Origin of the sequence: Trichocoleus sp. Lan (genome assembly GCF_039961855.1) — a bacterium.
Lineage (GTDB): Bacteria > Cyanobacteriota > Cyanobacteriia > Cyanobacteriales > FACHB-T130 > FACHB-T130.
Genome location: NZ_JAMPKA010000014.1, coordinates 137402 through 151460 on the forward strand (window position 1 = coordinate 137402; position 14059 = coordinate 151460).

Below are 14059 nucleotides of genomic sequence, written 5' to 3' on the forward strand. Positions count from 1 at the left end.
CACCCTTTTGTCTACAATCTGCTCTGGGTTTACCGCATCGGAGGTTGCGATCGCTGTTTTCTCAGGAATTTCCTGCTTTGTCTCGCTAGAAAGGTTAGATGGAGATTGATTCGCCCCGGCTGATGCAGTGGCAGTTGGCAATTTTATTTCTGAAAAATCTTGCTCTTGAATTGTTGATTCTGTCAGTACCTTTACAACAGAATCAGGTGAACCTGAATTCGCTACATTCACTTGTTCTTGTACAAAGAAAGTTGTAACTTGGTCAGATTGAATTGGAGTCTTATTTGATTCAAAATTATGATTAGGTACTCTGGCAAACGCATCTGTCTTAGGGGTGAAGTCGTCAGTTTCAGCTTGAGCTGATAAACCACTACAAACAACAGCCAGAGCGGCAAGGCAGAGTAGAGAAGAAGTACCTCTGAACAACATCGGATTTACACTAACTCCATGAAAAAAAGTGTTGAAAACAAACTAAAGAAAAATGATTTAGGAGTGATAACCTTCTGCTCCTGCTATCTTCAGTGTTGGCAACAAATGTGACTAGAAAGTGACAGTGGGAGCATCCCGTATTTGCAAATCCCCCACAGACTGGAAGTCTGGGGCTACACAAACAAAGCCTGCCTCCGCAGGCTGAATTGATTCCGCGCAGGCGGACTTGGTTGAATAGAAGCGAAGCAACTTATGTCCCCTCTTCTTCTTGAAGGGGGGTAAGGGGGGTTGGCGTAGCCGCGATTTCCAATCGCCAGGTTATTTTTGCTACTGGAGTGGCAGCTCAATTTGAAAAGTTGATCCTTGACCGACTACACTGGTGACGTCGATCCCACCTCCATGAGCTTTGACGATTTGCTCAGCGATCGCTAATCCCAAACCAAAACCCCCTGTAGTGCGAGAGCGATCGCGATTCACCCGATAAAACCGTTCAAAAATATGGGGCAAATCAGTCGCCGCAATCCCCATCCCAGTGTCTGAAACTTGAATAACAGCCAGATGCGATCGCGTAAACAATCGCAGTTGAACTTCACCGCCCTCCAGGGTATATTTGCAAGCATTACTCAGCAGGTTCATCACCGCCAGACGGAGCAACTCTGGATCGGCCTTCACCTCCAAGCTCTCAGTCGGCAGATTACTAACAAAATTTAGATTTTTGGTGGCTGCTTGCGTTGCATAATTCTCTGCTAGCTCCTGTAGCAAAAGAGTTAGATTAATCTTTCTCAAAGATTCAGGAGATAATGACCCATCATTCCGAGCCAAAAACAGCAGATTACTCACCAGCGAATTCATTGACTTAGCAACATTCACAATCTTGTCTAGCCGAAGCCGTTGCTGTGAATGATCGTCAGACAGCAACCCGACTTGTGCATTGCTAAGAATCGCCGCCAATGGTGTCCGCAATTCATGGGAAGCATCTGCGGTGAAGCGATGCAGTTGCTCGTAAGCATGACGAATCGGTTGCATCGCTAGCCCCCCCAAAAACCACCCAGTCAGGCTAATTACCCCCAAGGTGACTGGCACCAAGAGCGTCAGAACCAGCCGCAATTCAGACAAAGCCTCTTGAGTGGATGTCAGGGAAGTCGCAACCTGGAGATAACCAATTAATACACTCTTCTCGTAGACAGGCAGCGTTACCTGACGCAGCCAACGTGCAGAGCCATTGGCAGTTTTGATGGTTTGAAATCCATCTGTCACCGTCAGCTTCTCTGGAGGAAGCGTACCAAAAAATTGCACCAATTGCCCTTTGGCATCGTACCAACGCCCATACGCCAGCCCACTATCCAACGGCTGTGGGTTATTTCCCAAAAGTGGCACATTGTCCAGCTCTACCTGCCATTGACCATTGCGACGCTCATAATTTACGCTCGCTGCCATTACCTTGGTTTGTTGGTAGAGTAATCGATCCAATGCTAAGAGCGCGTCTGCAACTTCTACATAGTAGACGACTCCTGCAAAAATCACCAAAATACTTCCCATTGATAGGGTGAACCAGCGAGCCAGATTGCGACGGCTACGACCAAACATGGAAAAAAGCAAAGTTAAAAAGCGCCCCAAATTCGGGTGTATCTTTGCTTCCCCGAATCTTGGAGCAAGACAGGCAAAAAGCAAAAGAAAGATTTATTCTGTCATTTTGATTCATTTCTATTTTGAATTTCTTCTCTTTTTACTTTTGACTTCCCGAAGGATTGAGGCGATATCCCATGCCATAGACTGTTTCAATCCAATCTGCCGCACCGACTAACTGCAAACGCTGCCGCAGCCTCCGGACAAGGGTAGTTACGGCATTGCTCTCTGGTTCTGCACCCCACTCCCACAAGGCTTGTTCAATTTGATCGCGGGTTAAGACCTGATGAGGGTGGCGCAGGAAGTATTCTAATAGCTGAAACTCGCGGGCGGACAATTGGATAGTTGTCTGTCCCCGTTCAACAGTCAAGCTATTCAAGTGCAGTTGTAAATCTTCTATGCGGAGGATATCTCCCTGCCATAGAGGCGATCGCCTTCCCAATGCCCGCACCCGTGCCAAAAGTTCGATAATATCAGTCGGTTTAACCAGATAATCATCAGCACCGGCATCCAAACTCGTAACTTTATCCACAGTCGTGTCTTTGGCAGTCAGCATCAACACCGGCGAGGTTTTCCCTGCTTGTCGATACTGGCGACAAAGGCTCAACCCGCTGACTGTCGGCAACATCCAGTCTAAAATTAACAAGTCATAGTCTTTTTGAGAGATCAGCCATTGGGCAGTTTCCCCATCCTCAATGCCATCGACAATATGTCCGGCTTGCAACAAAGCTGCGTTTAGTGGCTCTAATTGTTCGGGGTCGTCTTCTACCAGTAAAATTCTCATAAGACGCTTTAGTGAAACCTCTTTTCCGGAGAATCGTCGATCGTGCTGCTCATAGTAGAGAAGCCTAAAGCGATCGCACGTCTTCCACCAGTCAGTTTTTTATCGAGTACCGAAGAAAATCAAGAGTCAAAAGTGAATCTTCTCTTTTTTTATCTTTTAAATTTTGACTTTTGATGTCGAATTTGATTGTTTTTTTCCCTTAAACTCAATTAGCTGTGAAGCTAAAATTCCTCACCTCTCCCTATGTTCTCTCCCCGTTGGTTACAAAGATTACATTTTTTAGGGCTAGAATTTTGGCTACCTCTACCCCTGCTAGGAATTATTTTTTGGGTTGGGGGTGGACTGGTAACAGACCAAGCATTAAGTCGCTCCTACGATACGGTTGATAAGCTTCAAGCTGATACACAGTTGGAAGTGCAACTTTCAGTCACCTTGCTAGTCATCAAAGCAGAAATTGACAAAGAGCAGGGATTTACCAAAGTACAGGTCAAAACGACAGATTCGACACTCAAAAAGTTAGAATTTGAGTTTCCAGTAACAGAATTCAGTCAGGTGGAAGCTGCGATCGCGCAAGAATTAGGACTGTCTGTTGAAAATGTTAGGACGCTAGTGCGTTACCAATTGAAAAACCGCTCCTTATAGACAGTTACTCTCACTCAATCCGAACTGTCTGAACCCTCTACTTCCGGTTCTATTTCCCCGCTCAGAACAAACCTGCGCTTACAATCTGAGCGATGCTAGCAGATGGAAAAGTACAGAATTAACAATACTCAGTGCTAATGAGCCAAGCAAAGCACTCCAAAAACCCCACCGTAACCGAAATCCTGTCACTAACCAAGCGGCTAAACCGAAAATAACTGCATTTAAGACAAACAGGAATAAACCAAATGACAAAAGAATGAATGCTCTGTTAAAACCCTAAGATGGGTTTTAACAGAGCATTCAAAATTCCAAAAACTGCTGCGGAAATTGCGGCTTTTCCAAAAGTGTCAATTTCTACGCCAATCGGCAGCCGGGAAATAATTAAAAAACTGATAGTAGTGACTAACCAGGTGATGAGGATTCCAACCATAACCAAAACTCCTTATCATCAATCGTTTTGTTACAGGGTCGGGCAAGTTTCCATCTTCAGGGTCATCAATAAATGTGACCAGAAAGTGACAGTAACCTTGGAATTCAGAATTAGCTGAATAACCAGCCTTGGAAACCAGCAAATCTCGCCGGGAAAAACCGAATTAATTGGGTTCTCCATTCCGGGAGTCCCGAACCCAATCCAAACCGTCGCGAAGAAAAACTCCTTTTTATCTTCCCCCGCTTGCGCTTGAAGTGAGAGAGTTTTAAGTAAATTTTTGTAATTGAGACGATTTGAATTTTTTGCCGGAGAAGATTCGTTTGGCGGTGGGAATTCAGGGGAGCGGTGGGTGAGCAGTGAGCTTGCGATCGCATCCTCAACTCCGGTAAACCTGGAAATCTCGCTTGTGGAGCCGCTTTTTTCTACAGAACATCCGGAGTTTTTCCGCCGTTTACATTGCTGTTGTAATCGCTATTTAAAGATTTCTGCGAGCGCACATCTCAACCCAAGTGGTTGAAAGCATGACACAAATTACCGCTCCAGCTTGCGATCGCGGTCATCTCCTGCGAATTTACCTGTCAAACTGATTGATGCTGAGTCATTGCGAGGAACGGTTCGGTAATATTCTAGATACCGCTGATTCGTCCAGTTAAATTGGCAATTACTGCAATTAATTCAGCAGGTTGAACGGGTTTGGCAATATGGGATTGAAAGCCTGCTAAAAGCGCAGCCGTGCGGTCTTGAGTTCTAGCATAGGCGGTCAGGGCGATCGCGGAAATTCTGCCTTTATTGTTTGACTCCAAAGCTCTGACGCGACGCAACAAAGCATAACCGTCTTCATCTGGCATCCCAATATCACTGATTAATATATCCATCGGTGGTGAAGATTGGGTCAGTGCTGAGATTGCTTCGTCTGCTGAAGCGGCGGCGATGACTTCTGCCCCACAAACTTCCAGCGTGTAGGCGAGCAAATCCCGCATATCCGGGTCATCATCCACGATCAGTATCTTCAATCCCTCTAGTTGAGAGGAGCAGTCAAATGGGACACTGTCTCCCACGGTTGGATGCACCCGTTCTGGTTCAATCGCTGTTGGCCCAACGGCAAGCAGGGGTAGTTTGACGGTAAATGTTGCACCTTGTCCTTCTCCAGGGCTTTGAGCATGCACCGTTCCGCCATGCAGTTCTACCAATTGGCGAACGATCGCTAAACCCAGCCCCAATCCGCCAAAGGAACGAGTGATGGAACCATCTGCCTGACGAAAGCGCTCAAAGACGTAGGGGAGGAATTCTGCACTGATGCCTTGACCCGTATCTGCCACCACAATCTCAATATGAGAATTAATCCGTTGCAGACCAATCTGAACCCGCCCCTGTTTCGGTGTGAACTTGATCGCATTGCTGAGCAAATTCCAGACAATCTGTTGTAATCGCTCGGAGTCTCCTAAAACAGGGCCTGCTGCTGGATCGAGCACCGACTGCAAGCGAATGTTCTTGGCATCAGCGGCAGGACGCACCGTATCGATTGCTGCCTGAATCGCGGGCAATAGGTCAACTGTTTGCACATTGAGGCGAATCTTGCCTGTAATGATGCGGGAAATATCCAGGAGATCGTCAACCAACTGTGCCTGGGATCTGGCATTGCGCTCTATCGTTTCCAGCGCCCGATGCATCTTGGCTGCGTCTACCTTGCTAGTTCTCAGGATATTAGACCAGCCAAGGATGGCATTGAGAGGGGTTCGCAGTTCGTGGGATACGGTAGATAGAAATTCATCCTTCAATCGATTCAGCTTCTCAGCTTCTACTCGTGCTTTCTGTTCCTGCACCAGAAGTTTAGCTCGCTCTTCTTCCGCTCGTTGACGCTGCCGAATCTCTTTGGCTAATTCATCGATCTTCTTGTTCAGCAGGGTGAATCGGCTACTGGCAGATTCCTTGTTTTTCAAGCGTAAGAGAATAAGTGCCGGGGATTCAGGCGATCGCGGTCGGATGACCGCTCCTTCACAGCGACACAAGCAAGTCTCTCCATTGTTAGCATTGAAGGTTAATGAGCCAATCACCATTTCTCGACTGCTGGAACAAGCACGCAGATACTGTTTAACCTTATCAGCAGGATCGACGACCATCTCAAAGAGCATTTTCTCTTGCAGGAGCTGACGGGGTAGCCCCAGCATCTTGGAAAATGGCGGATTGGCAGCCAGAAGCTGACCATTTCCGGCAATTAGGAGCATGGGTTCGGGTAAAGGTCTAGCGAATTCGAGAAACTGTTCGGGCGTCACCCCTCGTTATCTCCCTCACTCTCTCCTTTGAAGTATTCTCTGCCGTGACTTTCTTCTGCCTCTGGGGTGGGTTTCAAATAAACAACCACACGGCATCCAGGCGCACCCATTGCGATCGTCTCTTGCAGTTCTACTTTGGCGTACCCCAGATTGTCCGCTGCAATGGAGCCAAAAACATTGGAGGTCATCATACACATAGCGGGGCGATCGATGACTTTTTCGGCAAACGGGCACGCCCGGTTCCCTAAGACAATCTTTTCATCCGTTTGTTCAATAATATAAAAGTCACCTTGGATTCGCTTCTTCAAATCTACCAAAACATCAGCAACTTGCTCTCGCGTTAGATGGGATACCTCTAGAGCCGCTTTATAGTCCCGGTCGATTTGCCTCCCCATGTTTTGACCCACGACACTAATAAACCCGGAGGCTTCCTCTAAGCCCACGACATCCTGTAATGTACCTGCCAACTCTCGAATTAAGGTACGTAAAAATATATCCCGCTCTAAAGGAATTTCGAGTCCCTTCATGGATGTTTCAGACTTAAGAGAACTATTCATAGCAATATCTCGTGAATGGGGATCGGCAGCCCTTACTCAAGGCTATAATGCCACCCGGCGAAGTGGCACTTTAATACATCTAAAGATAGATGTCTATACTGATACTACATGGTCAGACGAGCGCTCTGTGGCGAGAGGGCGATCGCTCGTCAGCTAGTAATGGACTACTACCAATCTTCATCCTCATAACGGCTTGCGCTTCACAGGCGGCAAGTAAAATATAATTCAGCATAAGTATATACCGACCGTCCGGTGCAAGCGTTTTTTTAGGTATTCAAAGGACTGGAATTGCTCGGTTTCATCACTCAATCTAGTCTACGAGGTGACAGAAAAGGACTAAAAGGAGAATGGCGATGAAAAAAGTAGCAGTATTTGGCAATGCTGGAGGCGGTAAATCAACTCTAAGCAAGAGACTATCCGAAATCACGGGTTTGCCACTTCACGTCTTGGACAAGATTCAATATCAAGCGGGGGGCACGCCAGTTCCCCATGAAGTCTATAAGCACGCCCATCAGCAAATTTTAGTTACTGACCGATGGATTATTGACGGTTTTGGTTGCAAGGAAACCGTCTGGCTGCGACTTGATGAAGCGGATACTTTGGTTTTTGTGGATCTACCAATCTATGTGCATTTTTGGTGGGTAACTAAACGAATGATCGCAGGTTTTTTTAAACCCCCAGAAGGCTGGCCCGAAAAAAGTCCAATATTAAAGAGTTCGCTGAATAGCTACCGCGTGCTTTGGTTATGTTACAAATATTTGACCCCCAAATATCGTGGGTATATCGAGCAGGCGCAAAATACTAAAAGGGTTTATCACATCAGATATACCGAACAAATTTCGCAATTTTATGAATTGATTGAAAATGAAACCATCTTGGAAGATGGTACACCAGCTTAAGCCTTATTAGACTGAAAGCTTCTGCCTAATACTCTCGCATCAGATTGATAGATTGCTGCATTCCTGGTATCAGACCAAATCAGATGAATCGGTAGAAATATTCCGAGTCGGATGCTAGTTCAGGGAGATAGACAGAAACTTCCTCGCAACCTAGCTTCGCTCCGCTTGGTTGGCTTCTTGCACATCTCAATCCAAGTGGTTGAAAGCACCAAACAAATTACCGTTCCATCTTGCGATCGCAGTCATCACCTGCGAATTAACTTTTCAAACCAGTTGATGCTGAAGCTCTGCGAGGAACGGTTTGGGAATTGAGAGGCTATCACCTTTACTCCACAGAGCGCTCATTCCTTGGTTAGCAATGAGCTACTACCAATATTCGTCATCATAACGGCTAAGATGAACGGCGGTAAACAACTTCTACATTCCCCGCCAAGCTTTTTCGTTCTGCCCACTCTATCGTATTGTTAGCCCTCTTCGCTAATAACCAAACAGGAATAGCCCTCGAACATTTGTGTAGTTTTCTTCAAGATCGAAGAACGGCCTAAGCCTTCGATTAACAGTCTCAAACTCGCGTCGAACTGTTGCAGATTCCTTCTGACGAAGTTCTTGTGGTACGAGTAAGAATAGATAATGAGCATGTTCGCAGATATGGCATTTCCAAAAGTCGAGAATATCCATATTATTCATGGTTGTCTTGCCCCGTTCAACTTCTAGCAAAATGCCTGTGTTAAGTGTTTCACCTAAGGATAAGTAGTAGTCAGGCCGTAAACCTGCGGTTAAATAATTATTGAATAATCCTCGTGCCTCACTACGAAAGCCAAGCTTTTTAGTAGCGAACTCATTAAAGGTACTTTGTACCTTAGCACTACTTGCACCTGGTTGGTTGGCATTTTCTATTGCTTGTTGTACCTCATTCAAATTAAGATACATCAACAACTTTTCTGCAATTTCTACCACGTGCTGCTGTTCTTTGGCCGCCACGGTTTTTTGTACATGTTGCTTGAGTACGACTGACATGAACTACTCCAATGATGGACGCTGAACAAAACATATATAGAAGTTAGGTTTTTAACACACAAGGCAGGTAAGGTTAAAGGGCACTAGCAGAAATGGCTAACTATAGCCCCTGCAAACCAGGCTACAAAACGAAGAATATGGAACGACTTAAACCAAAGCTATGCCATAAAGTTCTATGAACACTTGTGAAATAACCAGTCTAGCCATTAACTTCACTGCTCTCTCCGCGTGAGGGGTTAGTAACCCCTCACTGTACCGATCCATCGGGCATGATTGCTCCCTGCAACTCTGCATCCGTCAGCACAGCGCCTGTCAAATCAGCATCTCTCAAATTTGCCTTGTGTAAAATTGCTCCTGTGAGATCGGCATAACTCAAGTCAGCTCCTCGCAAGTTGGCTGCGCTCAAATCGGTTGATTTCATTCCTTGTTGTGGCGTTCGATTTAAATGAGCGCGGCAAAGCTTTGCACCATTTAGATTTGCCCTATATAAAACAGCTCCACTTAAATTGGCGTAGCATAGGTCTGCATCGCTTAAAATCGCATGACTCAGATCCGTCGCTTGGTCGGACGTAGGACGCAAATTGGCGTCAAACAAATTGGCACGAAATAATCTGGCGCGGACTAAATTCGCACCTCCTAAGGTTGCTTTACTCAAGTTCGCTCGCTCCAGATTGGCGTAACTCAGCTCGGCACCACTCAAGTCTGCCTCTCGTAGAATGGCTCGCTCCAAATCAGCTTCGCTCAAATCAGTTCCGCACAAGAGCGCTTCGCTGAGGTCTGCCTCCCGGAAGCTGGCTCGGCTAAAGTCCGTTTTACCCAATCGCGCTTGCCGTAAATCTGCCTGATTGAAGTTCACACCATGAAAGTGAGCATTCTGCAAATCAACCTCTCGCAGGTTGACCCTTTGAAAGCTTCGTTTGCCTTCGGCATACCGATTCAGGATCTCTTCAATAGTCATCTCTGTTGCCTTTAAGTGTTGCAACTGTAGGGGGTTCTCTTGAAAAGAGGTTCGCTCAGCCATCACCGTTCAAGCTAGGTATTATTCCCCAGTCTCATTATAGAAACGCAGTTTGAGGAACTTGTCAGGAAATGCGATCGCTAAAAGAGATCCCGCCACAGGCAGGTACGCACCCGATTCGATCTCAACACGTTCCGGTTAACTCCGCCATCACCTCAGCGACAGACATAATTCGGTCTGCGCGTCCGGCGTATGCTCCGAAAAAGATTAAGCCGTTCTCTATATCTCTATCCGCTGCCTTGGCGAGTGCCTGAATGATGCAATAGGTTTTTCGGCTAACCCGACACAGGCAGCTTTCTAAACACTTAGCCATGCATTGTCGTTCTAAATCTGGGAATGCAGCGGCAGCGATGCCTCTTCTAATTGATGGATGGCAGCCAATGCTGATGGTGTAAGAAATGTCATCGGATAGTCACCAAAACGTCACATTCGCTGACTAGGCTGATAGTAAGAACTGCAAAGTTCTACTCCTCACACCATAAAATACAGCCCTCTCGTTCAACAGCAAGAGGGCTTTTTCTTTAATGACAGCAGTTCCAGATCGTCGTCAAGCAATTGTCATCACAATTACTTGAATAAATCTTTGGGTGAAAATTGCGATCGCAAGAATAACTGCGTAATGTAACAAGTGTTTCCTTGCCGCCAAACTCCGATACCCGTCTCGGCGTATTCGGCTTGCAAAATATTTGCACGATGTCCGGGACTATTCATCCATCCCTCAACAGCTAACGGTACGGGTTGGGGAGCATTCACACTTTTAAACAAATTCTCCCCAACCATCCAGTAGGAGATTCCCCCCGCACGAACCCGTTTAGTCAAAGTGCTGCCATCTGGACTATCGTGGCTGAAGAAGTTCTCACGAGCCATCTTCTGACTGTAATTGCGAGCAACCCGTGCTAATTTTTCGTTGTTTTGAAGTGGATTTAAGCCATTCTTTTGGCGGACTTCATTGATCCGCTGACGGACAGAAGCTTCCATCTGGGCACTGGTGGGGGATTGAGCGGCGCTGTTAGGCAATTTCGGCGCTTCGGGTACATCCTGTCCAGGCAATTGCCGCAATAACTCTGCGGCAGGTTCGCACCCTACCAATCCTAGAGCCATCGGTATCCAGAATATCCAAGCTATCCTTGGTCGTCGCTGACGCCTGATGGTTGCCTTTAAATTTTGCGCGGGTATGCTTCTGCTGGTTGCTGTTTTAGTTTGTTGAATTTGAATCAATCGAAAAATCCTTTTGTGATTCATCGCTGCTGGCATCAGCCATCATGTTGAGCTAGTATTCTCAGCTTAGCGAGAACCGAGATGGCTGTGCTGGACGACAATCGGCACATTCGACTTTGTTTGCGATCGCTGTCACTTTCTAGTCACATTTGTTACTAACACTAAAGAAAACAGAATCTATGCAAGAAACTCATACTTTTTGGTTTTTTGTCTGCAACAGATAGACTTCTTGCCTCTAGAGGAGCCAACAAAATGACAGCAACAGCGAAAGAGAAATCAGTGGGAAATCAGTGGCATCATCTACCTGTGGGAGAAGTTGCTCAGAATTTAGACAGCAACATAGAAACAGGTTTGACATCTGCTGAAGTAACAAAGCGACAGGAACGTTTTGGAGCGAACGAACTCAAGGGTAAAGCCGGAAAAAGTCCCTTAGTGCGATTTCTCCAGCAATTTAATCAACCGCTCCTGTATATTTTGTTAATTGCTGGTGCAGTCAAGGCATTTCTAGGGGAATGGGTGAATGCGTGGGTAATTTGGGGCGTGACGCTAATTAACGCCATTATCGGATTTGTCCAAGAATCAAAAGCCGAAAGCGCGATCGCTGCCTTAGCTTCTTCTGTCCAAACAGATGCAAATGTACTGCGCGAGGGTCAAAAAGTACAAGTTCCTTCGACTGAGTTAGTACCGGGCGATCTCGTACTCCTCACTTCTGGAGACAAAGTACCTGCCGATTTGCGACTGGTGAAGGTGCGTAACTTGCAAGTGAACGAATCTGCACTCACCGGCGAGTCGGTTGCAGTACAAAAAGAGGCGGAAACAGAAGCCCCGCTTTTGCACCTAGACGCACCCTTGGCGGAGCGAACCAATATGGCTTATGCTGGCAGCTTCGTGACATTTGGTACTGCCAGGGGCGTTGTCGTCGCAATTGGGGAAGCGACTGAAACCGGGCGAATCTCCCAGTTAATGGATCGGGGAAGCAGCCTGACAACCCCCTTAACTCGCAAATTTGACAAATTCAGTCGAAAGTTGCTGTACGTCATTCTAGGAGTCGCCGCGCTGACGTTTGCAGTGGGATGGGGGTACGGCAATTCCTGGGTAAAAATGTTTGAAGCTGCCGTAGCCTTAGCAGTGAGTGCGATTCCCGAAGGATTACCCGCCGTTGTGACGGTGACGTTGGCGATTGGCGTTTCCCGCATGGCTCGTCGTCATGCTATTGTCCGCAAGTTGCCAGCCGTTGAAACTCTGGGTGGTGCCACAGTCATTTGTTCTGACAAAACCGGCACCTTGACTGAAAACCAGATGACGGTACAAGCCATTTATGCCGGAGGTCAGCACTATACAGCCAGCGGTAGCGGCTACAATCCGGCAGGGGAAATCCTGTTAGAAGAAAAGCCGATTAACCTGAACAATTTCCCCGTTCTTCTAGAGTGTTTAAAAGCCGGATTGTTATGCAATGACTCCCATCTAGAAGTCAAGGACGAGCAATGGGTTGTGATTGGCGATCCGACAGAGGGAGCTTTAATTGCTGTTGCCAATAAAGTGGGATTAAAGCAGTCAAACTTAGAGCGAGAAATGCCTAGGTTGGATGTTATTCCGTTTGAGTCTGAATTTCAGTACATGGCAGCGTTGCATGAAGGTAAAAGCGATGGGGACGGGCGGGGAAACCCCGGTACGACGATTTACGTGAAGGGTTCGGTAGAGGCAATTCTCCAGCGCTGTCAGCAGATGCTAGATGCTGATGGGAGTTTGATCCCTGTGGATGGACAAACGGTGCATCGGGAAGTCGATGCAATGGCAGAACAGGGGCTACGGGTGTTGGCGTTGGCGAAGAAGCCCGTGTCAGCCGAGCAACAATCAGTAGATCATGGTGATATTGCAAAGAATCTGATTTTCATCGGATTGCAGGGGATGATCGATCCGCCGCGAAAAGAAGCGATCGCTGCCGTGCAAGCCTGTCAGGAAGCGGGGATTCAAGTCAAAATGATTACGGGCGATCATGCTGTCACCGCCGCAGCGATCGCTTCTCGCATGGAATTGAAAAGGCATGGGGAAGTTCTGGCCTTTACCGGGCAAGAACTTGCTCAAATGAATGAACAAGAACTGGCAACAGCGGTAGAAGATGGAGTCGTGTTTGCCCGTGTTGCACCGGAACAGAAACTCCGTCTTGTCGAAGCTTTACAACTTAAAGGCGAAGTTGTCGCGATGACGGGGGATGGGGTGAACGATGCGCCTGCACTCAAGCAAGCAGATATTGGGATTGCAATGGGAGGTGCGGGTACTGAGGTGGCAAAAGAAGCCGCCGATATGATTTTGACCGATGATAACTTTGCCTCGATAGAAGCGGCTGTTGAGGAAGGTCGTACCGTTTACCGAAATCTCCTGAAAGCGATCGCCTTCATTCTCCCCGTTAATGGTGGCGAATCGATGACGATTTTGATTAGCGTGTTACTCGCTAGAGAATTGCCCATCTTATCTTTACAAGTTCTCTGGCTCAATATGGTTAATTCTATTGCCATGACCGTCCCCTTAGCCTTTGAGCCTAAATCTCAGCAGGTGATGCAACAGCCTCCACGCAACCCGAATGAACCCTTGCTTTCTGGCAGTCTGTTAAAGCGGATCTTAGTAATTTCTGCTTTTAACTGGATTGTAATTTTTGGCGTATTTGAATGGATGAAACAAACAACCGGGAATATTGATTTAGCCCGCACAATGGCAATCCAGGCTTTAGTGGTCGGGAGAATCTTTTATCTTTTAAGCATTAGCCACTTTGGAAATGCTGTCATCGCCAAAATTCGTGGCATCGGACGCATTCGCAATTCCCCAGCCCTGGCAATTGGGATTGCCTGCACTTTGCTTTTGCAAGTAATCTTCAGTCAGTGGAGCCTAATGAATGGCTTATTCTCCACAACACCACTGAACTTAAATCAATGGCTCATTTGCCTGTTGGTGGGGTTGCCAATGATTGCAGTAGCCGCCTTCGTCAATCGCTTTGATCCACAACACTAATCCCATTTTAGATTTTGAGTTGTAGAAGGCTTGCGGTTATCGCATCTGTTGTCAGTAGCTATCCGATTCTGGCTGCAAGGCTGAAGACATGGCTTGTTGTTTAAGCGCGTAGACCCGTCCAAATTCTGTGCTTCTGGTTGCTGATTCCAAACAACCCAAA

The 14059-nt window shown here is 46.9% G+C and carries 12 protein-coding genes and 1 pseudogene; 4 read left to right on the top strand and 9 right to left on the bottom strand.

The genetic code is table 11. The features are described from left to right. Nucleotides 1-756: 756 nt before the first annotated feature. On the bottom strand, nucleotides 757-2016 hold the full coding sequence (locus NDA03_RS14450; protein WP_348238378.1) for an ATP-binding protein: 1260 nt from the start codon (nucleotides 2014-2016) through the stop codon (nucleotides 757-759). A 139-nt stretch (nucleotides 2017-2155) separates the two neighbouring features. Continuing rightward, the gene (rppA, locus tag NDA03_RS14455; protein ID WP_190414564.1) at nucleotides 2156-2839 is read right to left on the bottom strand and encodes a two-component system response regulator RppA; all 684 of its coding nucleotides are present in this window, start codon (nucleotides 2837-2839) and stop codon (nucleotides 2156-2158) included. A 243-nt stretch (nucleotides 2840-3082) separates the two neighbouring features. Here rppA and NDA03_RS14460 point away from each other — a divergent pair, with 243 nt between their 5' ends. After that, the gene (locus tag NDA03_RS14460; protein ID WP_348238380.1) at nucleotides 3083-3481 is read left to right on the top strand and encodes a hypothetical protein; all 399 of its coding nucleotides are present in this window, start codon (nucleotides 3083-3085) and stop codon (nucleotides 3479-3481) included. 78 nt (nucleotides 3482-3559) lie between these two features. On the opposite strand, the pseudogene NDA03_RS14465 reads toward NDA03_RS14460, so the two are convergent. From NDA03_RS14465 to NDA03_RS14475, 3 genes and pseudogenes are all read right to left on the bottom strand, one after another. After that, nucleotides 3560-3911, bottom strand: a pseudogene (locus NDA03_RS14465) (phage holin family protein). A 626-nt stretch (nucleotides 3912-4537) separates the two neighbouring features. Next, a complete protein-coding gene (locus NDA03_RS14470; RefSeq protein ID WP_190434791.1) occupies nucleotides 4538-6184 on the bottom strand; it encodes an ATP-binding protein in 1647 nt (548 codons plus the stop codon). Further along, complete coding sequence (locus NDA03_RS14475) at nucleotides 6181-6741, bottom strand: methanogen output domain 1-containing protein (RefSeq protein ID WP_190430577.1); 561 nt, start codon at nucleotides 6739-6741, stop codon at nucleotides 6181-6183. The genes NDA03_RS14470 and NDA03_RS14475 overlap by 4 nt, the downstream gene beginning before the upstream one ends. Before the next feature lie 353 nt (nucleotides 6742-7094). Here NDA03_RS14475 and NDA03_RS14480 point away from each other — a divergent pair, with 353 nt between their 5' ends. Both NDA03_RS14480 and NDA03_RS14485 read left to right on the top strand, forming a co-directional pair. Beyond that, a complete protein-coding gene (locus NDA03_RS14480) occupies nucleotides 7095-7640 on the top strand; it encodes an adenylate kinase (protein ID WP_190434794.1) in 546 nt (181 codons plus the stop codon). Nucleotides 7641-7751: 111 nt separating this feature from the next. Next, the gene (locus NDA03_RS14485; protein WP_190434797.1) at nucleotides 7752-7952 is read left to right on the top strand and encodes a hypothetical protein; all 201 of its coding nucleotides are present in this window, start codon (nucleotides 7752-7754) and stop codon (nucleotides 7950-7952) included. Nucleotides 7953-8117: 165 nt separating this feature from the next. Here NDA03_RS14485 and NDA03_RS14490 read toward each other — a convergent pair whose 3' ends face one another. From NDA03_RS14490 to NDA03_RS14505, 4 genes are all read right to left on the bottom strand, one after another. After that, nucleotides 8118-8657, bottom strand: a complete 540-nt coding sequence (locus NDA03_RS14490; protein WP_190434800.1) for a hypothetical protein — start codon at nucleotides 8655-8657, stop codon at nucleotides 8118-8120. 247 nt (nucleotides 8658-8904) lie between these two features. Beyond that, nucleotides 8905-9615, bottom strand: coding sequence for a pentapeptide repeat-containing protein (locus NDA03_RS14495; RefSeq protein ID WP_190434909.1), 711 nt, complete (start codon nucleotides 9613-9615; stop codon nucleotides 8905-8907). 184 nt (nucleotides 9616-9799) lie between these two features. Then, complete coding sequence (locus tag NDA03_RS14500; protein ID WP_190416070.1) at nucleotides 9800-9988, bottom strand: hypothetical protein; 189 nt, start codon at nucleotides 9986-9988, stop codon at nucleotides 9800-9802. Between the two features lie 254 nt (nucleotides 9989-10242). After that, a complete protein-coding gene (locus NDA03_RS14505) occupies nucleotides 10243-10893 on the bottom strand; it encodes a CAP domain-containing protein (RefSeq protein ID WP_242031267.1) in 651 nt (216 codons plus the stop codon). A gap of 252 nt (nucleotides 10894-11145) precedes the next feature. Between NDA03_RS14505 and NDA03_RS14510 the strand changes: the two genes are divergently transcribed. Further along, the gene (locus NDA03_RS14510) at nucleotides 11146-13899 is read left to right on the top strand and encodes a cation-transporting P-type ATPase (protein ID WP_190434803.1); all 2754 of its coding nucleotides are present in this window, start codon (nucleotides 11146-11148) and stop codon (nucleotides 13897-13899) included. Nucleotides 13900-14059: the final 160 nt, after the last annotated feature.

Coding starts and splice junctions, on each gene's coding strand:
- NDA03_RS14450 (WP_348238378.1), bottom strand. CDS start 2,016: ATGTTTGGTCGTAGCCGTCGCAATCTGGCTCGCTGGTTCACCCTATCA.
- rppA (WP_190414564.1), bottom strand. CDS start 2,839: ATGAGAATTTTACTGGTAGAAGACGACCCCGAACAATTAGAGCCACTA.
- NDA03_RS14460 (WP_348238380.1), top strand. CDS start 3,083: ATGTTCTCTCCCCGTTGGTTACAAAGATTACATTTTTTAGGGCTAGAA.
- NDA03_RS14475 (WP_190430577.1), bottom strand. CDS start 6,741: ATGAATAGTTCTCTTAAGTCTGAAACATCCATGAAGGGACTCGAAATT.
- NDA03_RS14480 (WP_190434794.1), top strand. CDS start 7,095: ATGAAAAAAGTAGCAGTATTTGGCAATGCTGGAGGCGGTAAATCAACT.
- NDA03_RS14485 (WP_190434797.1), top strand. CDS start 7,752: ATGCTAGTTCAGGGAGATAGACAGAAACTTCCTCGCAACCTAGCTTCG.
- NDA03_RS14490 (WP_190434800.1), bottom strand. CDS start 8,657: ATGTCAGTCGTACTCAAGCAACATGTACAAAAAACCGTGGCGGCCAAA.
- NDA03_RS14495 (WP_190434909.1), bottom strand. CDS start 9,615: ATGACTATTGAAGAGATCCTGAATCGGTATGCCGAAGGCAAACGAAGC.
- NDA03_RS14500 (WP_190416070.1), bottom strand. CDS start 9,988: ATGGCTAAGTGTTTAGAAAGCTGCCTGTGTCGGGTTAGCCGAAAAACC.
- NDA03_RS14510 (WP_190434803.1), top strand. CDS start 11,146: ATGACAGCAACAGCGAAAGAGAAATCAGTGGGAAATCAGTGGCATCAT.